This is a genomic window from Micromonospora sp. WMMD754, from assembly GCF_049315235.1.
GTDB classification, from domain to species: domain Bacteria; phylum Actinomycetota; class Actinomycetes; order Mycobacteriales; family Micromonosporaceae; genus Micromonospora; species Micromonospora sediminicola.
The window spans coordinates 2,327,401-2,349,549 of sequence record NZ_CP186058.1 but is presented as its reverse complement, the minus strand read 5'-3'; the positions used below and the strand labels follow the sequence as shown (position 1 = coordinate 2,349,549).

General features: G+C 73.5%; 24 protein-coding genes. 9 read left to right on the top strand and 15 right to left on the bottom strand.

The genetic code is table 11. The features are described 5' to 3' along the window. Positions 1–188: 188 nt before the first annotated feature. Together ACN27B_RS11435 and ACN27B_RS11430 are read left to right on the top strand one after the other, a co-directional pair. Positions 189–2,168 carry a DEAD/DEAH box helicase gene (locus ACN27B_RS11435; RefSeq protein WP_396820905.1) on the top strand — a complete coding sequence of 660 codons (1,980 nt, stop codon included), beginning with the start codon at positions 189–191 and terminating at the stop codon, positions 2,166–2,168. Between the two features lie 99 nt (positions 2,169–2,267). After that, positions 2,268–2,888 carry a putative glycolipid-binding domain-containing protein gene (locus ACN27B_RS11430; protein WP_099164820.1) on the top strand — a complete coding sequence of 207 codons (621 nt, stop codon included), beginning with the start codon at positions 2,268–2,270 and terminating at the stop codon, positions 2,886–2,888. A 4-nt stretch (positions 2,889–2,892) separates the two neighbouring features. Here ACN27B_RS11430 and ACN27B_RS11425 read toward each other — a convergent pair whose 3' ends face one another. From ACN27B_RS11425 to ACN27B_RS11415, 3 genes are read right to left on the bottom strand one after another with little or no spacing between them, the layout of a single operon-like run. Next, complete coding sequence (locus ACN27B_RS11425) at positions 2,893–3,984, bottom strand: PLP-dependent cysteine synthase family protein (RefSeq protein ID WP_098744057.1); 1,092 nt, start codon at positions 3,982–3,984, stop codon at positions 2,893–2,895. A 10-nt stretch (positions 3,985–3,994) separates the two neighbouring features. Then, positions 3,995–4,837, bottom strand: a complete 843-nt coding sequence (locus tag ACN27B_RS11420; RefSeq protein ID WP_099162951.1) for an SDR family oxidoreductase — start codon at positions 4,835–4,837, stop codon at positions 3,995–3,997. A 46-nt stretch (positions 4,838–4,883) separates the two neighbouring features. Further along, positions 4,884–5,342, bottom strand: coding sequence for an Lrp/AsnC family transcriptional regulator (locus ACN27B_RS11415; RefSeq protein ID WP_091565250.1), 459 nt, complete (start codon positions 5,340–5,342; stop codon positions 4,884–4,886). A gap of 268 nt (positions 5,343–5,610) precedes the next feature. On the opposite strand from ACN27B_RS11415, the gene ACN27B_RS11410 reads away from it, so the two are divergent. Beyond that, positions 5,611–5,877, top strand: a complete 267-nt coding sequence (locus ACN27B_RS11410) for a BldC family transcriptional regulator (protein WP_091565253.1) — start codon at positions 5,611–5,613, stop codon at positions 5,875–5,877. 63 nt (positions 5,878–5,940) lie between these two features. Here the strand turns inward: ACN27B_RS11410 and ACN27B_RS11405 are convergent, their stop codons facing one another. Further along, positions 5,941–6,585 carry a UbiX family flavin prenyltransferase gene (locus ACN27B_RS11405; RefSeq protein WP_099162952.1) on the bottom strand — a complete coding sequence of 215 codons (645 nt, stop codon included), beginning with the start codon at positions 6,583–6,585 and terminating at the stop codon, positions 5,941–5,943. Positions 6,586–6,754: 169 nt separating this feature from the next. On the opposite strand from ACN27B_RS11405, the gene ACN27B_RS11400 reads away from it, so the two are divergent. Then, the gene (locus tag ACN27B_RS11400) at positions 6,755–7,720 is read left to right on the top strand and encodes a terpene synthase family protein (RefSeq protein ID WP_099162953.1); all 966 of its coding nucleotides are present in this window, start codon (positions 6,755–6,757) and stop codon (positions 7,718–7,720) included. A 25-nt stretch (positions 7,721–7,745) separates the two neighbouring features. Here ACN27B_RS11400 and mqnP read toward each other — a convergent pair whose 3' ends face one another. Then, positions 7,746–8,672, bottom strand: coding sequence for a menaquinone biosynthesis prenyltransferase MqnP (gene mqnP / locus ACN27B_RS11395; protein WP_371682307.1), 927 nt, complete (start codon positions 8,670–8,672; stop codon positions 7,746–7,748). Next, positions 8,648–10,108: a menaquinone biosynthesis decarboxylase gene (locus ACN27B_RS11390; protein ID WP_422744859.1), complete on the bottom strand. Its 1,461-nt coding sequence runs from the start codon at positions 10,106–10,108 to the stop codon at positions 8,648–8,650. Before ACN27B_RS11390 ends, mqnP begins: the two co-directional genes overlap by 25 nt. 125 nt (positions 10,109–10,233) lie before the next feature. On the opposite strand from ACN27B_RS11390, the gene ACN27B_RS11385 reads away from it, so the two are divergent. Next, positions 10,234–11,106: an alpha/beta fold hydrolase gene (locus ACN27B_RS11385; RefSeq protein ID WP_422744857.1), complete on the top strand. Its 873-nt coding sequence runs from the start codon at positions 10,234–10,236 to the stop codon at positions 11,104–11,106. 41 nt (positions 11,107–11,147) lie between these two features. On the opposite strand, the gene ACN27B_RS11380 is transcribed toward ACN27B_RS11385, so the two are convergent. After that, entirely contained in the window at positions 11,148–11,702 is a 555-nt protein-coding gene (locus tag ACN27B_RS11380) for a carboxymuconolactone decarboxylase family protein (protein ID WP_099162957.1), read from the bottom strand. A gap of 63 nt (positions 11,703–11,765) precedes the next feature. On the opposite strand from ACN27B_RS11380, the gene ACN27B_RS11375 reads away from it, so the two are divergent. Then, positions 11,766–12,236 (top strand): MarR family winged helix-turn-helix transcriptional regulator, encoded by a 471-nt coding sequence (locus tag ACN27B_RS11375; RefSeq protein ID WP_422744855.1) that lies wholly within the window; start codon positions 11,766–11,768, stop codon positions 12,234–12,236. Between the two features lie 16 nt (positions 12,237–12,252). After that, on the top strand, positions 12,253–12,507 hold the full coding sequence (locus tag ACN27B_RS11370; RefSeq protein ID WP_396820909.1) for a hypothetical protein: 255 nt from the start codon (positions 12,253–12,255) through the stop codon (positions 12,505–12,507). Here the strand turns inward: ACN27B_RS11370 and ccsB are convergent. From ccsB to hemL, 6 genes are read right to left on the bottom strand one after another with little or no spacing between them, the layout of a single operon-like run. Continuing rightward, positions 12,473–13,441 (bottom strand): c-type cytochrome biogenesis protein CcsB, encoded by a 969-nt coding sequence (ccsB, locus tag ACN27B_RS11365; protein WP_099162960.1) that lies wholly within the window; start codon positions 13,439–13,441, stop codon positions 12,473–12,475. The genes ACN27B_RS11370 and ccsB overlap by 35 nt on opposite strands. Beyond that, positions 13,441–15,060, bottom strand: coding sequence for a cytochrome c biogenesis protein ResB (gene resB / locus ACN27B_RS11360; protein WP_357626088.1), 1,620 nt, complete (start codon positions 15,058–15,060; stop codon positions 13,441–13,443). Before resB ends, ccsB begins: the two co-directional genes overlap by 1 nt. After that, a complete protein-coding gene (locus tag ACN27B_RS11355; protein WP_099162962.1) occupies positions 15,060–15,917 on the bottom strand; it encodes a cytochrome c biogenesis CcdA family protein in 858 nt (285 codons plus the stop codon). Before ACN27B_RS11355 ends, resB begins: the two co-directional genes overlap by 1 nt. After that, positions 15,917–16,492 carry a TlpA family protein disulfide reductase gene (locus tag ACN27B_RS11350; RefSeq protein WP_099162963.1) on the bottom strand — a complete coding sequence of 192 codons (576 nt, stop codon included), beginning with the start codon at positions 16,490–16,492 and terminating at the stop codon, positions 15,917–15,919. Before ACN27B_RS11350 ends, ACN27B_RS11355 begins: the two co-directional genes overlap by 1 nt. Beyond that, positions 16,492–17,139 carry a histidine phosphatase family protein gene (locus ACN27B_RS11345; RefSeq protein ID WP_091565295.1) on the bottom strand — a complete coding sequence of 216 codons (648 nt, stop codon included), beginning with the start codon at positions 17,137–17,139 and terminating at the stop codon, positions 16,492–16,494. The genes ACN27B_RS11350 and ACN27B_RS11345 overlap by 1 nt, the downstream gene beginning before the upstream one ends. Positions 17,140–17,142: 3 nt before the next feature. Beyond that, positions 17,143–18,480: a glutamate-1-semialdehyde 2,1-aminomutase gene (gene hemL / locus ACN27B_RS11340; RefSeq protein ID WP_396820912.1), complete on the bottom strand. Its 1,338-nt coding sequence runs from the start codon at positions 18,478–18,480 to the stop codon at positions 17,143–17,145. A 150-nt stretch (positions 18,481–18,630) separates the two neighbouring features. On the opposite strand from hemL, the gene ACN27B_RS11335 reads away from it, so the two are divergent. Next, positions 18,631–18,948: an STAS domain-containing protein gene (locus tag ACN27B_RS11335; protein ID WP_091565301.1), complete on the top strand. Its 318-nt coding sequence runs from the start codon at positions 18,631–18,633 to the stop codon at positions 18,946–18,948. 114 nt (positions 18,949–19,062) lie between these two features. Here ACN27B_RS11335 and ACN27B_RS11330 read toward each other — a convergent pair whose 3' ends face one another. Next, the gene (locus tag ACN27B_RS11330; protein WP_422744850.1) at positions 19,063–20,655 is read right to left on the bottom strand and encodes an ABC transporter permease; all 1,593 of its coding nucleotides are present in this window, start codon (positions 20,653–20,655) and stop codon (positions 19,063–19,065) included. Beyond that, positions 20,652–21,554, bottom strand: coding sequence for an ABC transporter ATP-binding protein (locus ACN27B_RS11325; protein WP_099162965.1), 903 nt, complete (start codon positions 21,552–21,554; stop codon positions 20,652–20,654). Before ACN27B_RS11325 ends, ACN27B_RS11330 begins: the two co-directional genes overlap by 4 nt. 66 nt (positions 21,555–21,620) lie before the next feature. On the opposite strand from ACN27B_RS11325, the gene ACN27B_RS11320 reads away from it, so the two are divergent. Beyond that, the gene (locus ACN27B_RS11320; protein ID WP_253866024.1) at positions 21,621–22,145 is read left to right on the top strand and encodes a GbsR/MarR family transcriptional regulator; all 525 of its coding nucleotides are present in this window, start codon (positions 21,621–21,623) and stop codon (positions 22,143–22,145) included. Positions 22,146–22,149 lie beyond the last annotated feature (4 nt).

The window sequence follows — 22,149 nt, the reverse complement described above, 5'->3', positions numbered from 1 at the left end:
CCCCGGGGGTGAGTCCGCCCACTACCACCTCGCGTCGAGGTGGCCGGTTCGGCGGAGCGCCGTACACTTGTCGGGATCACTGACCCGGCGCGACCGACTGCGCGCCCATGGGCGATCTTGCGGGCGATTCGACGGCATGACTGCCGCGGCGGCCATCGCGAAGATGCGCCCCGCTCGAAAGGCATTTCTTGACCACCTTCGCTGCCCCCGGCACGTCCCCGTCCACCGACCCGATCCTCGAGGTCACCGACTTCGCCTCCCTCGGCCTGCCCCGGCCGGTGGTCGAGGCGCTCGCCCGCCAGGGCATCACCACCCCGTTCGAGATCCAGCGGGCCACGCTGCCGGACGCGCTCGCCGGCCGCGACGTGCTCGGTCGGGGCCAGACCGGCTCGGGCAAGACGCTCGCCTTCGGCCTGCCGGTGATCGCGCGGCTCGCCGACCGCAACCGGGCCCGGCCGCTGCACCCCCGCGCGCTGGTCCTGGTGCCCACCCGTGAGCTGGCCATGCAGGTCAACGACGCGCTGATGCCGCTCGGCAAGGCGGTCGGCATCTTCCTCAAGACCGCGGTCGGCGGCGTGCCCTACGACCGGCAGATCGATGCGCTGCGCCGCGGCGTGGAGATCGTGGTGGCCACTCCGGGCCGGCTCGGCGACCTGATCCAGCGCGGCGTCTGCCGGCTCGACGACGTCGAGATCACGGTGCTGGACGAGGCCGACCAGATGGCCGACATGGGCTTCCTGCCCGAGGTCACCGAACTGCTGGCGAAGACGCCGGCGGACGCCCAGCGGCTGCTCTTCTCGGCCACTCTGGACAACGACGTCGACACGCTGGTCAAGCGGTTCATGACCGACCCGGTCACCCACTCGACCGCCCCGGCGACCGCCGCCGTGTCCACCATGGACCACCACCTGCTGCTGATCCCGCCGCACGACAAGTTCGCGGTCACCGCGGCCATCGCCGCCCGCGAGGGACGCACCATGTTCTTCGCCCGCACCCAGCTGGGCGTCGACCGGCTGGTCGAGCAGCTCGCCGCGGTGGGTGTGCGGGCCGGTGGGCTGCACGGCGGCAAGACCCAGCGGATGCGCACCAAGACGCTCGCCGAGTTCCGCGAGGGCCGGACGAACGTGCTGGTCGCCACCGACGTGGCGGCCCGCGGCATCCACGTCGACGGCGTCACGCTGGTGCTGCACGTGGACCCGCCGAAGGACCCGAAGGACTACCTGCACCGGGCCGGCCGCACCGCCCGGGCGGGTGAGTCGGGCGCGGTGGCGACGCTGGTGCTGCCGAAGCAGCGCCGGACCACGCTGGCCATGCTGGAGAAGGCGGGCGTCGAGCCGGCCCAGACCCGGGTCCGCGCGGGCGACGCGGCGCTGGCCGAGCTGACCGGCGCCCGCGAGCCCAGCGGCGTGCCGGTCCGGGAGGAGCCGGAGCCGCGGCGGGGCGGCCCGCGCCGCTTCGGCGACCGGGACGGACGCGGCTTCGACCGGGGCGACCGCGACGGGCGCGGCTTCGGCCGCAGCGATCGCGACGGACGCGGCTTCGACCGCGGTGCCGGCGACCGGGACGGGCGGGGCGAGCGACGCTACGGCGACCGGCCCACGGGCGAGCGACGCTACGGCGACCGGCCGACCGGTGAGCGGCGCTACGACGACCGCTCCACCGGCGAGCGCGGCTTCGGCGGTGACCGCCGCTTCGACCGGACCGAGGGTCGGGACGACCGGCGCTTCGGCGACCGGCCCGCCCGCGACGACCGCCGCTTCGGCGATCGGCGGCCCGACGACCGGTTCGGCGCCCGGCAGTCCGACGACCGGCGCTTCGGCGACCGGGCGGAGCGCGGCCGGGCCGGCGGCGACCGTCCGTTCGGCGGCGACCGGAACCGTCCGGCGGGCGGGCCCGGTTACGACCGGGACGCCCGCACCGACCGGCGGCGTGACGACCGGCCGAGCGGTGGGCACGGCTTCGGCGACCGCCGCCACGAGGACCGCCCGCAGGGCGAGCGGCGCTTCGGCGACCGGGACGGCCAGGGCGAACGGCGCTACGGCGACCGGGGCGACTTCCGGTCGGCGGAGCGTCGGGGCGGATTCCGGCCGGAGGGGCGGGGTCGGGACGACCGGCCGCGCGACGACCGGCGCGGATTCGGCGGGCGCCCGCCGGCCCGCACCCACTGACGACCGACACCACCGCGAACGCCGCCGTCGAGCACCCGCTCGGCGGCGGCGTTGGCGCATCCGCTGCCGGTGCCGGCCGGCTCGCGTAACGTCCGGAGCATGCCGAAGTCGCTCTTCTGGGTCCGGACCGACACCGCCGGCTCCGAGCACGTCGTGCTCGACGAGCGTCAGGGGTTGACCGCGCACGGTGTGGCGCTGGCCGTGGACCCGATCCCCTACACCTGCCGCTACCGCCTGACGCTCGCGCCGGACTGGTCGACCAGCCGGCTGGAGGTCGACGCCGACGGCGCCGGCTGGTCGCGGAGCGTGCGCCTGGAGCGGGCCGGCGACGGGTGGCGCGTGCGCACCGGTGAGGAGGGTGACCTGGACGCGGCGCTGCGCGCGGCCGGGCATCCCACGGCGGGCCTGCCCGGCACGGACGACCCGGGCCGGTTGGCCGAGGCGCTCGACGTCGACCTGGGCGGCTCCCCGCTGACCAACACGCTGCCGATCCGCCGGATCGGGCTGGGCCGGCTCCCCGCCGACCTGGCCACCGGCGTGAAGGTGGCGTGGGTGCTGCTGCCCTCCCTGGCCGTGATCCCCGCCGAGCAGGTCTACACCTCGCTCGGTCCGGGCCGGGTCCGGTACGCCGGCGACGGCTTCACCGCCGAGCTGGAGGTCGACCCGGAGGGCTTCGTGGTGCGCTATCCCGGGCTCGCCGAGCGGGCCGACCCGCGCTGAGCGGTCAGGCCGGCCACACGCCGTCGGCCAGGAACCGGTCGATGGTGGCCAGGTGCGGGGCGAGGTCGAGCCCCTGCGCGGCCACCCACCGGTCGGAATAGTAGGTGTCGACGTAGCGGTCGCCCGGGTCGCAGATCAGCGTGACCACCGAGCCGGTGCGGCCGGCGGCGCGCATCTCCGCGATCAGCCCGAAGGCGCCCCAGAGGTTGGTGCCGGTGGAGCCGCCCACCCGGCGGCCGAGCACCGTCGAGCCGGCCCGCATCGCGGCCAGCGACGCGGCGTCCGGCACCTGGACCATCCGGTCGACCACACTGGGCAGGAAGGACGGCTCGACGCCGGGCCGCCCGATGCCCTCGATCCGGGAGCCGCGGTCGGTGCGTACCGACCAGTCGCGGGCCTGCCAGGCGGGATAGAACGCGGAGTTCTCCGGGTCCACCACACAGAGCTTGGTGGGCAGCCGGCGGTAGCGGACGTACCGGCCGATGGTCGCGCTGGTGCCGCCGGTGCCGGCTCCCACCACGACCCAGGCCGGCACCGGGTGCCGTTCCAGCGCGAGCTGGGCGTAGATCGACTCGGCGATGTTGTTGTTCCCCCGCCAGTCGGTGGCCCGCTCGGCGTAGGTGAACTGGTCCATGTAGTGGCCGCCGGCGTCCTCGGCCAGCCAACGCGCCTCGATCACCACCTTGCCCGGATCCTCGACCAGGTGGCAGCGCCCGCCCTGGAACTCGATCTGGGCGATCTTCTCGGGCGAGGTGGAGGCGGGCATGACCGCGATGAACGGCAGGCCGAGCATCCGCGCGAAGTAGGCCTCGGAGACCGCCGTCGAACCGGACGACGCCTCGACGACGGTGGTGTCCGGGCCGATCCAGCCGTTGCACAGCCCGTAGAGGAACAGCGAGCGGGCCAGCCGGTGCTTGAGCGATCCGGTGGGGTGCACCGACTCGTCCTTGAGGTAGAGGTCGATCCCCCACTCGCGCGGCAGCGGGAAGGGCAACAGGTGGGTGTCGGCGGACCGGTTGGCGTCCGCCTCGACCGCGGCGATCGCCTCGGTCACCCAGCGCCGGCTGGCCTCGTCGCACCGGTCGAGATGAGTCACGCCGGCAACGTTACAAGCGAGGTGGGCTCGGATCGGCCGGGACCCGGCGGGCCTGCCGCCGCTGGCCGGCCCGACCCGCCGCCCGCACCACCGGGGTGAGGGCCAGGGCCAACCGGGGGAAGGTGTCGAGGAGACGGACCTGCGCGCCGCGCCAGCGCGGCAGGCTGACCACCGGGCGGGGCCGGCGGGCCAGCCGTACGGCCCGGGCGGCCACCCGTTCCGGTGTGAGCAGCGCGCCGGTGAAGGACGCGAGCGCGCCCGGGTCGTCCAGCTTGTCGTGCAGCATCGGCGTCCAGATCCCGTCCGGGCACAGGCAGGACACGTGTACGCCCCGGACGCCCGCCATCCGCAGGTCGGCCAGGGTGCCGAGGCTGAACGCCAGCAGCGCGTGCTTGCTGGCCGCGTAGACCGTCTCCCCGGGCGCGGCGATCAGCCCGGCCAGCGAGACGATGTTGAGCACGTGCCCGTGGCCCTGCCGCCGCATGACCGCCAGCGCCGCCTGGGTGCCGTTCATCGCGCCGAGCGTGTTCACCTCGACCACCCGTCGGCGGGTCGGCGCGTCGTGCGCCCAGGACGGGCCGGTGACCAGGATGCCGGCGTTGTTCACCCACAGAGCGAGGCCACCCGGCGCGTCCGCCGCCTCGGCGGCGACCGCCGCGCAGGCGGCCTCGTCGCGTACGTCGAGGGGGTGGGACCAGCCGCCCAGCGGCTCGGCGGCGGCGGCCACGGCCGTGGCGTCCACGTCGGTGAGCAGCACCCGCCAGCCGTCGGCGTGCAGCGCGGCGGCGGTCGCCCGACCCAGCCCGCCGGCCGCCCCGGTCACCACGGCGGCGCCCCGCCCCGAGGTCGTCATCGGCGCACCGTAGCCGTCCGCACCGCCTCCGGGCCAGGGGTGGCGGTCAGGCGGGCGGCGGTTCGAGTGGTTGCGGGCGGTTCTCCCACTTCGTCGACAGCGCGATGCCGGTGCGGGTGGAGGCGACGCCCGGGGTCCGGTTGAGCCGGACGATCAGCTGCTCCAACTCGGCGATGGTGCCCACCCGGGCCTTGAGCAGGAAGGACTCGACGCCGGCCATGAAGTAGCAGGACTCGATCTCGGGGATCTGCCGGAACGCGTCGAGCACGTCGTCGGTGTCCGCGTCGGAGTCCTCGATGATGCCGATCAGCGCGGTCACGCCGAGCCCGATCGCCTCCGGCTCGACCTCGGCCCGGTAGGCCCGGATCACCCCGCTGGACTCCAGCTTGCCGACCCGCTCGTGCACGGCCGGGGCGGAGAGGCCGACCTGCCGGGCCAGCTCGGCGTACGACAGGCGGGCGTTGCCCCGCAGCAGCTCCACGAGGCTCAGGTCGATCGTGTCCACGGAGAGTGACCCTATCCGTTTGGGCGTCACCGGACGCGGTCGGCACCCGTTGAACATGACGTCACGTCGCCATTCACAAACGTGCGGTCACGGGGGTTCTACGCCGGTACCATTTACTAACTTCTCAGTGTGTGCGTTTTTCGCGTTTGGCGGACACGCCCGGTCGCTGGTGCTGTAATTGCCATACGTCCCTCATGACGGCTCTGGGCTCGCACCGGCCGGGGGCAGTGTGTTCAGCCGGGGGCTTCGTCGACGCGAGGAGGGGGCTGTGGACACTGGAGATCGCCTGCTGACACCGGGTGAGGTCGCTGCGCTGTTTCGGGTTGACCCGAAGACCGTGACCAGATGGGCAGCGGCCGGCCGGATAGGCAGCATCCGGACTCCAGGCGGGCATCGCCGGTTTCGGGAATCCGAGGTGCGAGCCCTGCTGGAAGGGGAGGGCATGCTGGACGAGGCGGACGACATGGGCAAGGCCCGCAACATGGGTCCGACCGCCTCCACCGGCCCCGGCCCGGCGAACGCCGGCATGTACTGAACGAGCGGGGCGCGGTGCGGCCGGTGGGCCGGGCCGCGCCCCGTCCGGTGTCCGCGGGGTCGGTCAGGCCGGGTCGGCGTCCCGCCGGGCCGCGGCCAGTTCACCGGACCAGCGCCGGAACAGTGTGTGCGGGACGCCGAGCGCGTCGAGCACCTTGCCGGCCACGAAGTCGACCAGCTGCGCGGCGGAGGCCGCCGCCCCGGCGCCGTAGAAGCCCGGGCTGGCCGGCAGCACCACGGCGCCGGCGTCGTGCAGCGCGATCAGGTGCTCCAGGTGGCTGCGGGTCACCGGGGTCTCCCGGGGCACGACCACGACCGGCCGGCGTTCCTTCAGGTTCACCTCGGCGGCGCGCTGGAGCAGGTCCTTGGAGAGCCCGATCGCGATGCCGGCGCAGGCCGCGGTGCTGGCCGGCACGACCGCCATCCCGCGTACCGGGTAGGAGCCGCTGCTCGGGCCGGCCGCCAGGTCACCGGCGGGCCAGTGCCGCAGGTCCGAGCCGGTGAGGTCGCGGTCGAGCCAGGCCGCCAGGTCCTCGGCCCAGTGCGCGTCCCGGAACGGCCGGCCGGTCTCGTCCAGGACGGTCAGCCGGGCGGCCCGCGACACGATCAGGTCCACCGCCTGGCCGGCGTCGAGCAGGCCCCGCACGACCGCCGCCGCGTACGGTGTGCCGGAGGCGCCGGAGACGCCCACCACCCATGGTTCGCGCATGCCGTCAAGCCTGCCTGGTCGCCGGGGACCGCCGGAAGGCGGCCCCGGAACGGCGGCCCGGACCGTCCCGCTTTCGGCGTGCCCGGCCCGGATGTCCACCGGGTCGGCGGACCTTTCCACGGCATGGGATTCTCTGATCGGCGATCCACATCCATGGAAGGGCCCGGTGATGACGGCGGCGGTGCTGCGGGCGCTGCGCTCCGACTGCCCCATCGCGCCCGGGATCTCGCCGCACGCCGACGTCGTGCAGGGCTGGCTGGTCGGTCAACTCGACCGGCTCGGCCTGCCGCTGGACCCGGCCACCCGGCAGCGGCTGGTCCGCGCCGGCTTCGCCCGCTACGCCGGCCGGCTCTACCCGGACGCCACGGAGCCCGACCTGCGGGTGCTGACCGCGCTGTTCACCTGGTTCTTCCTCGTCGACGACGCCTGCGACGGACCGGACCGGCTGACGCCGGAGCAGATCCGGGCGCTGCGTGACGGCACGCTGGCGCTGCTGCGCGAGGGTCCCCGGGCCCGTCATCCCGGCTTCTCCGGCCCGCTGCGCCGGCTGCTGGTCCAGGCCTGGCGCGAGCCGCGTCGCCGGATGCCGGCGCGCTGGCGGCTGCGGTTCGCCGACGCCGTGGCCGACCACCTCGACGGCGTCGCCCGGGAGTCGGCGGCCACCACCGCGGGCCGGCCGCCGGGCGTCGCCGAGTACGTGCGGCTGCGCCGGGCCACCTCGGCGGCGTTCGTGTCGTACCCGCTGATCGAGTTCGCCGCCCGGCGACCGCTGCCCGACGCGGTCTACCACCACCCGGCGCTGCGCCGCCTCGCCGAACTGGCCAACGACCTGTTGTCGTGGTTCAACGACATCGCCTCGCTGGAACGCGACCGCGCCACCGGCGGCGGGCACAACCTGGTGCTCGCGGTGGCCGTCGAGCGGGGCGTGCCGCTGCCGGTGGCGGTCGACCTGGTGGCGGGTCACTGGCGTGCCGAGATGAGCCGGTTCAGCGCGCTGCGCGCGGCGGTCCCGTCGTTCGGCCCGGCGCTGGACGAGGCGGTCACCGCCCATCTCGACGGGGTGGCCGCCGCCGTGCGCGGCACCATCGACTGGACGCTGGAGAGCGCCCGCTACCCGGCCGCCGTGGCGACCTGAGCCACCCGTCGATCGGCCGGCCGGGTCACGGACGCAGGCCGAGCCGCACCACGAGGTCGAGCAGGGCGAGGACGAACAGCGCGATGCCGACGAAGCCGTTGGCGGTGAAGAACGCCCGGTTGACCTTGCTCAGGTCGGTGGGGCTGACCACCAGGTGCTGGTAGGCGAAGGCGACCGCGGTGAGCGCCAGTCCGATCCACCAGAGCCAGCCGAAGCCGACCAGCGCGCCGAACCAGATGAACAACGCGAACGTCACCACGTGCGCGACGGTGGAGGCGTGCAGCGCGAACCGCCGGCCGTACCGGGCGGGGACGCTGTGCACGCCGATCTGCCGGTCGATCTCGGAGTCCTGGCAGGCGTAGATCAGGTCGAAGCCGCCGATCCACAGGCCGACCGCGGCGCCGAGCAGCCACGCCGGCCCGGAGCCGGCGAGCGTGCCGGTGACCGCCAGCCAGGCGCCGACCGGGCCGACCGCCTGGGCCACCGCGAGGATGGCGTGCGGCCAGTTGGTGAAGCGCTTGCCGTACGGGTAGACCACCAGCGGCACCACGGCCAGCGGGGCGAGTGCCAGGCACAGCGGGTTGAGCAGGGCGGCGGCGGCCAGGAAGACCACCAGCGCGACGGCCGCGCCGGTCCAGGCCGTCCGCACGCTCACCGCCCCGGTGACCAGTTCCCGGTTCGCCGTACGCGGGTTGCGCGCGTCGATCCGCCGGTCGAGGATCCGGTTCGCGGCCATGGCGAACGTCCGCGCGCCCACCATCGCCACGGTGATCAGCAGCAGGTCTCCCCAGCGCACCCGCCCGCCGTCGAGCCGCATCGCGGTGAGCGCCGACAGGTACGCGAACGGCAGCGCGAACACCGAGTGCTCGATGGCGACGAGTTTGAGGAAGGACGAGATCCGGCCGGGCCGCTCCTGCACTGCCGCCGTCATCGGATCCCGTACTCCTTCCAGCGCTTGTCGACCAGCGAGACCACCTCGGGTGACATCCGCATCTCCTCCGGCCAGCCTCGGGAGTAGCCCTCCTCGGGCAGCTTGCGGGTCGCGTCGACGCCCGCCTTGCCGCCCCAGAACTGCTGGTAGGACGCGTGGTCCAGGTGGTCCACCGGCCCTTCGGTGACCATCAGGTCGCGGGCGTAGTCGACGTTGCCGAAGGCGCGGAAGGCGACCTCCTGGTAGTCGTGCACGTCGCAGTCCTCGTCGACGACCACGATCAGCTTGGTCAGCGACATCATGTGCGCGCCCCAGATCGCGTTCATCACCTTCTGCGCGTGCTTCGGGTAGCGCTTGCGGATCGACACGATCGCGCAGTTGTGGAAGACCCCGGCGGCCGGCAGGTCGTAGTCGACGATGTCCGGGATCAGGAAGCGCAGCAGCGGCGCGAAGATCCGCTCGGTGGCCTTGCCGAGGCCGTGGTCCTCCTGCGGCGGCTGGGACGTGACGATCGAGTGGTAGACCGGGTCGCGCTGGGTGGTCATGCACTCGATGTGCAGCACCGGGAACGGCTCCACCGGCGTGTAGAAGCCGGTGTGGTCGCCGAACGGCCCCTCGGGCAGTCGCTCGCCCGGCTCCAGGTAGCCCTCCAGCACGATCTGCGAGTGCGCCGGCACCTGGAGCGGCACGGTGAGGCAGTCGACCATCTCGACCCGCTCACCGCGCAGGAAGCCGGCGAACAGGTATTCGTCGATGTCGGCGGGGAGCGGCGCGCTGGCCGAATACGCGACGGCCGGGTCGGCGCCGATGGCGATGGCCACCGGCAGCCGCTGCCCGAGCCGCTCGGCGACCGCGTGGTGCGCGGTGGAGTTCTTGTGGATCTGCCAGTGCACGCCGAGCGTGTTGCGCGAGTGCTGCTGGAGCCGGTAGAGCCCGAGGTTGCGCTTGCCGGTCTCCGGGTGCTTGGTGTGGGTCAGCCCGAAGTTGTGGAAGATGCCGCCGTCGCCCGGCCAGACCTGGAGCCCGGGCAGGCGGTTCAGGTCGACGTCGTCGCCCCGGTAGACGACCTGCTGGCAGGGGGCGGTCTTCACCTTCTTCGGCGGCATGGACTTGAGCTGCATGACCTTGCCGAGCCCGCCCATCATGCCGGCGAAGCCCTGCGGCAGCTCCGGCTTGAGCATCTCGCCGATCCGCTCGCCGATCTCGTCGAGCCGCTCGACGCCGAGCGCCATGGCCATCCGCTTCTCGGTGCCGAACAGGTTGATCACCACCGGCATCTCGCCCCGGGTGGGGCGCTCGAACAGCAGCGCCGGCCCGCCGTCGCGGACGGTCCGGGTGACCACCTCGCTGATCTCCAGCGTGGGGTCGACCGGGACGCTCACCCGCCGCAGTTCCCCGGCGCGCTCCAGCGCCGCGACGAAGTCCTTGAGATCGGTGTACGGGAAGCCACGCGCCATACCTCCATCCTCCCCCACCTCCCTGAGGTGCAAGGAAGGGCCCCTTCTTAACGCCTGCGGTAGAGGCGGGGCCCCCTCTTAACACCCCGACCGCATGGACGGGGGTCAGCCGGGTAGTCCGCGGCATGGGCGGGGAACGGGTGCCAGCAGGCTTCACCGAGCAGCAGGTACGGGTCGGCGAGGTGACCTGGAACTATGTCCGGGGCGGTCGGGGGCCCACGCTGGTGCTGCTGCACGGCTATCCGCAGTGCTGGCGCATGTGGCGGCACCTGCTGCCGGATCTGGCGCAGTCGTACGAGGTGATCGCCCCCGACCTGCGCGGCTTCGGAGACAGCGACGCTCCGCCCGGCGGGTACGACAAGAAGACCGTCGCCGCCGACCTGCACGGGCTGCTCACCGGGCTCGACCTGGCCGGGGACATCCGGCTGGTCGGCCACGACCTGGGCACCATGGTCGCGTACGCCTACGCCGCCGCCCACCCCGACTCCGTCGCCCGGCTGGTGCTCAGCGAGGCGCCGATCCCCGATGAGAGCATCTACACGATCCCCGCGCTGACCGCCGCCGGCCCGGCGGTGTGGAACTTCGGTTTCTTCACCGTCCTTAACGGCCTGCCCGAGCAGCTCGTCGCCGGCCGGGAGGCGCTCTGGGTCGACCGCTTCACCGACTCCATCATGGTCAACAAGGGCAGCCTGGGCCCGGACGACGTCGAGGAGTACGCGGGCCACCTGCGCGACGAGGCGCACCTGCGGGCCAGCTTCGCCTACTTCCGCGCCTTCGGGCAGGACGTCGCGGACAACACGGCGTACCGGGCCACGAAGCTGCCGATGCCGGTGCTCGCCGTCGGCGCCCAGGCCAGCCTCGGCGGGCAGGTGGCCGAGCAGGTGCGCCGCTATGCCGACAGGGTCACCGGCGAGGTGGTCGAGGAGTGCGGCCACTGGCTCTTCGAGGAGCAACCGGCGAAGCTCGCCGCCCTGCTGCTGCCCTTCCTGCGGGGCTGACGAGCGCCCGGGCAGGTCAGTGCCGGGGCAGCGGTCCCGGCTCAGGCGGCCGGCGTCCAGGCGTACTCCTGAAGGGGTTCGTCGAGTGGCGCGGCGGTGAGCCGGTTCGCGAACGTGGAGATGGTGTACGTGCCGACGCCGAGCACCACGTCGAGCGCGTGCCGGGGCTGCCAGCCGGCGGCGAGGAGTGCGTCCAGCTCGGCGTCTGCGACCGCGCCCCGGTGGTCGAGCACGGCGACGGTGAAGCGGCGCAGCGCCTCCAGCCGGGGCTCGGGCAACGTCGTGCCGTCGCGCAGCGCCTCGACCAGCTCGGGCGCGGCGTCGTGCCGGGTGAGCGTCGCGGTGTGCATGGCCACGCAGAGGTGGCATCCGTTGCGGGTGGCCACGGTCAGCACGACCACCTCCCGGGCGACCGGGTCGAGGTCGGTGGCCTCGAAGGCCGCGTTGGCGGCGAGGAAGCCCTTGAGCAGCTCGGGCGATCCGGCCATCAGGCCGACGGCGGCGGGCAGGTGGCCCAGGGCGCGGCGGACGCCGGCCATCACCGGACGGGCGGCGTCGGGCGCGGTGTCGAGTTCGTACGCGGTGAAGTGGGACATCGGAGGGCCCCTCTCGTAAGATAGTCAACGTGGTTGACGAAATAGTAAACGAGGTTGTCGAACATGACAACGCCTGACCGGCCCGGCTTCGCGCTGCCACTGCTCCTGCTCGCCGGCTTCCGCACGCTCGTCGACGACCTGCACGCCGAGCTGGCCCGCCAGGGGCACCCCGACCTGCGCCCGGCGCACGGCTTCGTGCTCCAGGCCGTCGGCCCGGCCGGCACCACCGCCTCCGACCTCGGGCAACGCCTCGGCGTCTCGAAGCAGGCCGCCGGAAAGACGGTGGACCGGCTGGTCGCGCTCGGCTACCTGGAACGGGGCGACGACCCGGCGGACGCGCGCCGCAAACTGGTCCGGGTGACGGCGAAGGGCCGCGACGGGCTGCACCGCTCCGCGGCCGTCTTCGACCAGTTGCGCGGGCGGTGGGCCGCCACGCTCGGCGCCGACCGGGTCACGGCCATCGAGGACGACCTGCGCCGGATGGTCCCGGCCGACGTGTTCCGCCTCGACGTCCCCGGCTGGTTCGGCGGGTGAGGAAATCCTCCGCCCCTTGACCGCCGGTCCGGAGCGGGCGCCGAATGGACGGATGGACGACGCGTACGTGGTGGGAGATCCGGACGGCCTGACCCCGCTCCAGGCCGAGATCCGCGACGCGGTGGCCCGCGAGCTGCACGCCCAGTTCGCGCTGCGGGCCGACCGCCTCGACCTGGCCGACCTGCCCGAGGTGGCCTACCAGGTCACCCGCCGGGTGGACGAGGTGCTGAGCGGGATCAGTTCACGCCGGCGTACGAGTGCAGGCCGGTGAAGAAGAAGTTGACCCCGAACAGGTTCATCAGCACGGTCAGGAAGCCCACGATCGCGATCCAGGTGGCCACGTTGCGCCGCACGCTCGGCGTCGCCCGGGCGTGCAGGTAACCCGCGTAGACCACCCAGGAGATGAACGCCCAGGTCTCCTTCGGGTCCCAACCCCAGGCCCGGCCCCAGGCCGCCTCGGCCCAGATCGCCCCGGCGATCACCGCGAAGGTGAAGATCGGGAAGGCGAAGGCGTGCAGGGTGAAGGTCAGCCGCTCCAGGCCGGCCGCCGCCGGCAGCCGGCGGGCCAGGGTGTACGGGAAGCTGCGCCGCCCCTGCTCCCAGCCGGACCGCATCAGGTACGCGGCGGCGGGCACCACGCCCAGCAGGAAGATGCCCGAGGCGAAGATGATCGTCGAGACGTGGATGATGAACCAGTACGACTGCAGCGCCGGCATCAGCGGCTGCACCTGCACATAGAGCTTCAGCTCGGCGAACGCCAGCAGCAGCACCATCACCAGCGTCAGGAACAGCCCGAGCCGGCGCAACGACGGCTGCTTCCAGAGCACCACGAGCCAGGCGGCCACCCCGATCCAGGTGACCGTCAGCACGAACTCGTACATGTTGCCCCAGGGCATCCGCTCGGCGGCGAGGCCCCGGGTGACCACCGCGCCCAGGTGCAGCGCGGCGGCGAGCGTGGTGAGCCAGGCGGCGATCCGCCCGGCCAGGGCGGCCCGCGCGGCCGAGCGGTCGGGGCGCTGCGGCGCGACCGGCTCGTCCACCGTCCCACCGGCGCCGCCGACGCCCGCGCCGACCAGCTCCCGGGCCGGGGAGGCCGCGACCACCTTGCGGGCGTTGCCCACCGCGAACTCGACGGCGTGGCTGATCATCGCGACCAGGTACGCCAGGATCGCGAACGTGACCAGCTGGTCGGAGAGTGCGGACATCACTCGTCTCCTTCTCGCGCCCGCCGGTCGTCCGACCCGCCGCCGCTGACCGCGGCGACGAGCTGCGCGAACTCGTCGGCGAACCCTGGGTGCTCGGTGCGCGGCAGCCCACCGGCCTCCACCAAACTACTACCGCTCGTCGGAGATCCACCCTCGGGGGGCGAAACCCGGAACCAGACCCGGCGGCGGCGGGCGAACAGCGAGCCCATCAGGCCGAGCAGCAGTGTGCCGCTGGCCACCAGCAGCAGCGTCTGCCCGGGCGCGTGCCGGACGGCGAGCGTGACGTACGGCTCGGTGCCGACGAACTCCAGCGTGCTGCCGTCGTCCAGGGTCCACGTCTCGCCCGGCCGGAGCAGCTTGGTGCCGATCTGCTTGAGCTTGCCGTTGGCGACCTGCCGCTGGTCGAGCTGGTAGACCGAACCCGGGATGCCGGCGTCCAGCCCGAGATTGCCCCGGTAGGCGGTCAGGTTCACCACCGGGTCCCGCTCGGCCGGGAACCGCGACGCGACGAACGGCGCACTCTCCGGCGCGGTGGGCAGGTAGAGGCCGTCGAAGGCGACCTGCTGGTCCGGAGCTCGGGTGCCGGTCTTCGGATCGATGTTCGCGTCCGGGAAGATCGCCACCCCCTCCTCGGTCGCGTTCGGGTCGCCGGTGCGCAGGAACGGCTCGTCGCTGGTCTGGCTCTTGCCGTACCGGTCGGTGTACTTCAACACCGGCGCATAGCCGTTGCCGAGCAGGTAGACGTTGGCCGAGCCGAGCCGCAGCGGCGAGTTGACCGAGAAACCGGCGCTCCGCGCGTCCCGGCCCGGCTCGTCCACCGACACCGTGGCCCAGAAGCGGGACGCCTGCCCGGAGTCGAGGTAGTCGGCCTCGAACTTCTCCAGCGTGAGGCAGAACGGCGGCAGGTCGGCGCTGTCCACGCGGGGGCCGAGCGACGCCTCGGCGTACTGCTGGCGGGTGTTGCAGAACGCGTTGTCCGCGCCGGCGACCAGGATCCGGTTGCCGTGCCAGCCGTACCAGGATCCGAGCGCCACCCCGAGCAGGACGGCGACCAGCGACACGTGGAAGAGCAGGTTGCCGGTCTCCTTGAGGTAGCCCTTCTCGGCGGAGACCTCGTTGCCCCGGACGGTGACCCGCCACCGGCGGCGGCGCAGCACCGCCGCGATCGCCTCGGGATCGGCGGCGGCCGGGGCCTCCAGCACCGCGTGCTGGGGCAGCCGGTCGAACCGCTTCGGGGCGGCCGGCGGGCGCATCCGCAGCGCGCGCACGTGGTCGCGGGCCCGGGGCAGGATGCAGCCGATCAGCGAGGTGAACAGCAGCAGGTAGATCGCGGAGAACCAGACCGAGCCGAAGACCTCGAACATGCCGATCTGGTCCAGCCGGGGCGCCAGGTCGGGGTGGTCGGCGAACCACTCGTTGACCTTCTCCGGGTTGACCCCGCGCTGCGGCAGCACCGAGCCGGGAATCGCGGCGACCGCGAGCAGGAACAGCAGGATCAGGGCGGTACGCATGCTGGTGAGCTGCCGCCACGAGTTGCGCAGCAGGGCCAGCACCGGGTTGACCCGTCGTCGGGGCGCCTCGGCCGGCGGGGTGGCCGGCCGGTCGTCCACGGTCGTCATCAGATGCTCACCTCGCCCACCCCGACGTGCGTCTGCAACCAGATCACCACGTTCTGCCAGCCGCCCGTGACCAGCGCCAGGCCGATCACGATCAGCAGCGCGCCACCGATCCGGGTGACCCAGCGGCTGTTGCGCCGGACGGCGCGGAACACCCCGAGCAGGCGCTGGAAGCCCAGCCCGAAGGCGACGAACGGTACCCCCAGCCCGAGGCAGTACGCCACGGCGAGCACCACGGCCCGGTCGGTGCCGCCCTCGGTGACCGCCATGCCGAGCACCGCGCCGAGCGTCGGGCCGGTGCACGGCAGCCAGCTGAGCGCGAAGACCGCGCCGAGGACCGGCGCGCCGAGCAGACCGGCGGCGGGCAGCCAGCGGATCCGGAACTCGCGCTGCATGCCGGGGACCAGGCCGAGATAGCCGAGCCCGAGCACCACCACCAGCGCGCCGATGACGATCTCCAGCGTGCGCTCGTACCGGAAGAAGAGCCGGCCGACGCCGGAGAAGAGGATCGCGGTGGAGACGAACACAGCGGTGAAGCCGGCGATGAAGAGCAGCGTGCCGGCGAGCACCCGCCCCTTGACGGCGGCGGTGGTCCGCTCCGGCGCCCGTTCCACGACGCCCACCCCGGTGCCGGCGCCGGTGTTGAGCGGGGCCCCTTCCTCTACCGGAGGCGTTGAGCGGGGGCCCTTCCTTGCACCCTCCAGGTCGGAGCCGGCCAGGCCGGTCACGTAGGAGAGGTAGCCGGGCATCAGCGGGAGCACGCACGGGGAGAGGAAGCTCACCAGGCCGGCGAGGACCGCCGCACCCACCGCGAGCAGCAACGGCCCGGACGACGCGAGCTCAGCGAACGTCTCGCCCATCAGCGGGAGCCGTTCGGCGCCGGCCGCTCGGCGGCGACCTTCTCCACGATCGGCCGCAGCTCGTCCCGGGTCACGGCGCGCCGGATCACCACGGCGATCCGGCCGTCGCGGTCGAGCACCACCGTCGCCGGCGTGGTGTTCGGCGGGATGTCGAAGTTGAGCGCCTGGCGGCTGGGCGGGTCGAAGACGCTGGGGTAGGTGACCCGCCCCTCCTCGAACGCGATCGCCTTGTCCTTGCTGTCCTGCACGTTGATGCCGAGGAACGTCACGCCGGCGGCCCTGGTGGCCTGGTAGGTGGCCTCCAGGTCGTCCGCCTCGGCCCGGCAGGGCGCGCACCAGGAGCCCCAGAAGTTGACCACCACGACCTGGCCCCGGTCCTGGGAGATGTCGTAGCTGCCGCCGGTGAGCAGTTCACCGCTGACCTTCGGGGTCTTCGACCGCTGGTCGGGGGCGCAGGTGACGACGGAGCCGTCGGCGGTGCACCGGCTCTCCTGCGTGCCGGAGGAGCAGCCGACCAGCGCCGTACCGGCGGTGACGGCGGCGAGCAGGGCGGCGGCGAGCCTCCGGGTGAGCATCAGGCCCCCTTGGCCGTCCGGGCGGTCGGCGAGATCGCGATCAGGTGGGCGGCCGGCTCGGAGTAGCCGATGCCGACGATCTTCGCCCCGTCGAAGTGGAACGAGGTGAGGCTGGCCAGACCGCACTGCCGGCGGCGGGGGTCGTGCCAGAGCCGCTTGCGCTCGACGTGCCGGCGCAGCGTCCAGATCGGCAGCTGGTGCGAGACGAGCACCGCCTCGCGCCCCTCGGCGGCCACCCGGGCGGCGTGCAGCGCGGCGAACATCCGCTCGGCGATCACCTGGTAGGCCTCACCCCAGGACGGGGTGACCGGGTCCCGCAGCACCCACCAGTTGCGCGGGTCGCGGAAGGAACCGTCGCCGGGCGAGACCTTCTTGCCCTCGAACCAGTTCGCGCTCTCGATCAGCCGCTCGTCGACGCCGACGGAGAGGCCGAACTGGGCGGCGATCGGCTCGGCGGTCTGCTGGGCGCGTTCCAGCGGGCTGGCCACCACGTGCACCACGGTGCGCTCGGCCAGCGCCTGCGCGGCGGCCTTGGCCATCTGCACGCCCAGCTCGGAGAGGCGGAACCCGGGCAGCCGGCCGTAGAGGATGCCGTCCGGGTTGTGCACCTCGCCGTGCCGCAGCACGTGTACCACCGTCTCCGCCATTGGTTACCCCCCGTGTCCGGCCGCTGCCGCCGCCCGCGCCGCCCCCGGCAGGGCGGCCGCGATCTGCTCCCACGCGGCGTCGTCGATGGCCGCCGAGACGAACCACGACTCGAACGCGCTCGGCGGCAGGTAGACGCCGGCGGCGAGCATCGCGTGGAAGAACGCCTTGAACGCCGGCACCTGCTGGGTGCGGGCGCTGTCGTAGTCGCGCACGTCGGCGTCGGTGAAGAAGATCGAGAACATGTTGCCGGCGGTGGAGAGGCGGTGCGGCACACCGGCCTCCGACAGCGCCTCGGTGGCGAGCTTGCCCAGCGCCGCGGACGTCTCGTCGAGCCGGCGGTAGAGCGCGTCGTCGGCCAGCCGCAGCGTGGCCAGCCCGGCCGCGCAGGCGAGCGGGTTCCCGGAGAGCGTGCCGGCCTGGTAGACCGGGCCGGCCGGGGCCAGCCGCGCCATGATCTCCGCGCGCCCGCCGAACGCCGCGGCGGGCAGGCCACCACCCATGACCTTCCCGTACGTCCACAGGTCGGCGTCGGAGGCGTCGAGGCCGTGCCACCCGGCGCGGGAGACCCGGAACCCGGTCATCACCTCGTCGACGATGAGCAGCGCGCCGTTCGCGTGGGCGATCCGGGCCAGCTCGGCGTTGAAGCCGTCGCGCGGGGCGATCACACCCATGTTGCCGGCGGCGGCCTCGGTGATGACCGCGGCGATGTGCGGGCCTTCGGCGGCGAACGCCTCCTCGACCGCGCGCAGGTCGTTGTACGGCAGCACGATCGTGTCGCCGGCGGCGGCGCCGGTGACGCCGGGCGAGTCGGGCAGCCCGAACGTGGCCACGCCGGAGCCGGCGGCGGCGAGCAGCGCGTCGGAGTGGCCGTGGTAGCAGCCGGCGAACTTGATGATCTTGGCGCGGCCGGTGAAGCCCCGGGCCAGCCGGATCGCCGACATGGTCGCCTCGGTGCCGGAGTTGACCAGGCGCACCTGCTCGACCGGCGTGCGCGCGATGATCTCCTCGGCCAGGTCGACCTCGCCCGGGGTGGGCGTGCCGAAGCTGGTGCCCAGCGCGGCGGCCTCGCGCAGCGCCTCCACCACGGCCGGGTGGGCGTGGCCGAGGATCAACGGACCCCAGGAGCAGACCAGGTCGACGTAACGGCGACCGTCGGCGTCGAAGAGCCAGGGACCCTCCCCCCGGACCATGAAGCGCGGCGTGCCGCCGACGGCTCGGAACGCGCGCACGGGGGAGTTCACCCCGCCGGGCACGACGGCCTTGGCGCGGTCGAACAGGGCCTCGGAGGCCGGGGCGTCGGCCGGGTAACGGCCGGATCCGGCGGAAAAGGTCTCGGTCACGATGTGGCCATTGTGTCAGCGCCCGGCCGGTGGCCGGCAGCCACCCCGCAACGGGGGTTACCCGGCTCACGCCTGGTCGGGCCGGCGTGGAGGACCGACCGGCGGACCGCTCGACAGGCCCGGTCGTCGAGATCGCGATAGGCTGACCGGGTGGATCGTGCCGAACTGTCCATCACCGTACACCGGACGGGTGACGAAGCCGTGCTTCGCCTGGCCGGTGAGATCGACATGCTCACGGCCGCCCAGCTCTCGACGGTGGTCAACGAGGTGCTGGCGGATCCGCCCCCGCGCATCGTGCTCGACCTCGGCGGCGTCACCTTCTGCGACTCCCAGGGCCTCGGCACGCTCGTGGTGCTCAGCCGCAAGGCCAGCCACACGCAGTGCCTGCTGATCCTCACCAACGTCGGCGACTTCCTGCTGCGCGTCCTGGACATCACCGGCCTCCGCAGCGCCCTGATGATCCGCTGATCCCCCAGCCCTCGCCGATCCCCCAACCCTCGCCGATCTTGCACTTCGCGCCCCCAGCATGGGGCGTTCACCCCTTTTGTCGGGGCGGCAAGTGCAAGATCGGCGGGGTTGGTGTCACGTGACGGGGAGGTCGCGGCGGCGGAAGGTGAGCAGGCCGGTGGTGGTCAGGGTCACGGCCAGGACGGTGAGCACGGCCAACGGCGTCGCGGTCCAGGTGGGACGCAGCACCTGCGGGGTGTGCGTGAACGGCGACAGGTCCAGCAGCCACTGGTCCAGCTCCAGCACCGCGCCGAGCTGGCCGAGCAGCACGCAGACCGCCAGCACCGCCCAGGTGGCCGGGGCGAGCCGGGGCAGCAGGCCGTAGAGCAGCACGGCGAGCCCGGCCAGCACCCACGCGGCCGGCACCTGGGCCAGGCTCGCGCCGAGCATCCGGCCCAGCTGCCGGGGCACGTCACCCACGCTGAACCCGTAGGTCAGGCCGGTGGCCAGGCCCGTCGTCGCCAACACCACCACGGGGCCGAGCAGCGCGAACACCACGTGCGAAAGCAGCCAGGTCGACCGGTGCGTCCCGGTGGCGAGCACCGGCTCCGCCCGCCCGGCGGACTCCTCGGCGCGCATCCGCAGCGCGGCCTGGATCCCGTACCCGGCCGCGGCCAGACCGGCCAGGCTCAGCGTGGCGCCGAGGTAGGCGTCCGCCAGCCCGGAGGCCCCACCGAGCCGCGCCATGATCTGCTCCAGCTGCGGATTGCCCTCCACCGACCGGCCGGCCGCCTCGGCGGCGCCACCGAGGATCAACCCCAGCAGGCCGAACCCGACCGACCACCAGAGGATCTGCCCCCGGTGCAGCCGCCAGGCCAGGCCGAACGGGCCGGACAACGCGCCGCCCGCGGCGGCCGGCCCGAGCCGGGGCGGGAGCACCCCCGCGCCCAGGTCGCGGCGGACCGAGACCGGGTACGCGAGCGCGGCGAGCAGCACCGTGGCGGCCAGTGGCAGCAGCAGCACCCACCACCGGTCCCCCTCGTACGCGCGCACCCGCGCCGCCCAGCCCAGCGGCGACAGCCAGCTCGGCCAGTCGTTGCCGGCGGTGTCCCCGACCAGGCGCAGCCCGAAGGCGGCGCCGAGACCCGCGATGCCGATCCCCCGTGCCCCGCCCGCGGTCTCGGTGAGCTGCGCGGCCAGTCCGCCGAGCGTGGCGAACGCCATCCCGGTCAGCGCCACGGCGAGGCCGTACGCGGACGAGCCGGCGGCCGGCAGCCCGGCCGAGGCCAGGCCGGCGGCGGTGAGCAGGCCGAGCAGCAGGTCGGCCGCGTACGTGACCAGCAGTGCGGCGGTCAGTCCGGCGTACCGGCCGAGCACGCTGCCGCCGAGCAGCTCCCGTCGGCCGGCCTCCTCCTCGGTCCGGGTGTGCCGGATCACCGTGAGCAGGCTGGCCAGGCCGACGATCACCAGCAGGAAGCCGCTGCGCTGGGCGGTCAGCGCGCCCACGCTGTCGCCGTAGACCGGGCCGAGCAGCGCGACGATGGACGGGTTGCGGGCGGTGCCCTCGGTGTACGCGGCCCGCTCGGCCGCGGTCGGGAACAGCTCGAAGAAGCTGGCCGCGTACGACATCGGCAGCGCGGCGAGGACCAGCACCCAGAGCGGCAGCAGGACGCGGTCCCGGCGCAGGATCAGCCGGGCCAGGTGGCGGGTCCCGGTGAGCGTGCTCACCGGGCCACCCCCTCGGGCGTCGTCTCGTAGTGCCGCAGGAACAGTTCCTCCAGCGTCGGTGGCGTGCTGACCAGGCTGCGGACGCCCAGTTCGGTGAGGCGGCGCAGCGCGGCGTCGAGCGCGGCGGCGTCCACGTCGAAGCGCACCCGCTGCCCGTCCACCCGCAGGTCGTGCACGCCGGGCAGGTCGGCCAGGCCGTCGAGCGGGGCGGCGACCTCGGCGTCGATCGCGGTGCGGTGCAGGTGACGCAGGTCGCCGAGCGTGCCCGACTCGACCGCGCGGCCGGCCCGGATGATCGTCACCCGGTCGCAGAGCGCCTCCACCTCGGCCAGGATGTGGCTGGAGAGCAGCACGGTGCGGCCGTCCTGGCGGGCCCGGCGGACCCAGTGCTGGAAGACCTCCTCCATCAGCGGGTCGAGCCCGGAGGTCGGTTCGTCCAGGATGAGCAGTTCGACGTCGGAGGCGAGCGCGGCCACCAGGCCGACCTTCTGCCGGTTTCCCTTGGAGTAGGTGCGGCCCTTCTTGCGCGGGTCCAGCTCGAACGACTCCAGCAGTTCGGCGCGGCGCTTCGGGTCGAGCCCGCCGCGCAGGCGACCGAGCAGGTCGATCACCTCGCCGCCGCTGAGGTTGGGCCAGAGCGTGACGTCGCCCGGCACGTACGCGAGACGGCGGTGCAGGGCCACCGCGTCCCGCCACGGGTCACCGCCGAGCAGTCGGACGGCCCCCGCGTCCGCCCGCAGCAGACCGAGCAGCACCCGGATGGTGGTGGACTTGCCGGACCCGTTGGGGCCGAGGAAGCCGTGCACCTCCCCGGTGCGGACGGTCAGGTCGAGTCCGTCGAGCGCCCGGGTCCGGCCGAACGTCTTCACCAGGCCGGACACCTCGATTGTGGTTTCCATGCTTCGGAAGCTACGCTCATTTCATAAACTTGTGAAGACAGTGAGACGTGAGAGACGATCGCGGGGATGAGCGCCGAGGAGACGACCATGAGCCAGCCGTCGCACCACGACGAGGAGGAGGTCCACCTCTTCGTCGAGCGGATGGCGATGGCCTTCGCCGACGTCGGCTTCCCCCGGATGGCCGCCCGGGTGCTGTTCACCGTGATGAGCGCCGACGACCCGCTCACCGCCGGCGAGATCGGCGAACGACTGGGCGTGAGCGCGGCGGCCGTGAGCGGCGCCGTGCGCTACCTCACCCAGTTCGCCATGCTGGTCCGCGAGCCGGTCAAGGGCTCCCGGCGCGACCGCTACCGGATGCCCGACAACCCCTGGTACGAGGCGACCATCACCAAGACCACGCTCTACAAGACCTTCATCGACATCGCCGGCGGAGGTGTGGACGCGCTGCGCGGCCGGAGCACCCCGGCCGGCGAGCGGGTCGCCGAGATGCGCGACTTCTTCCTCTTCGTCCAGGAGGAGGTGGAGGCCCTCGGCGACCGGTGGCGGGCCCGACGCGCCGCCGCCGGGCACGGCGGCCCGGCCGAGGGCTGAGCCC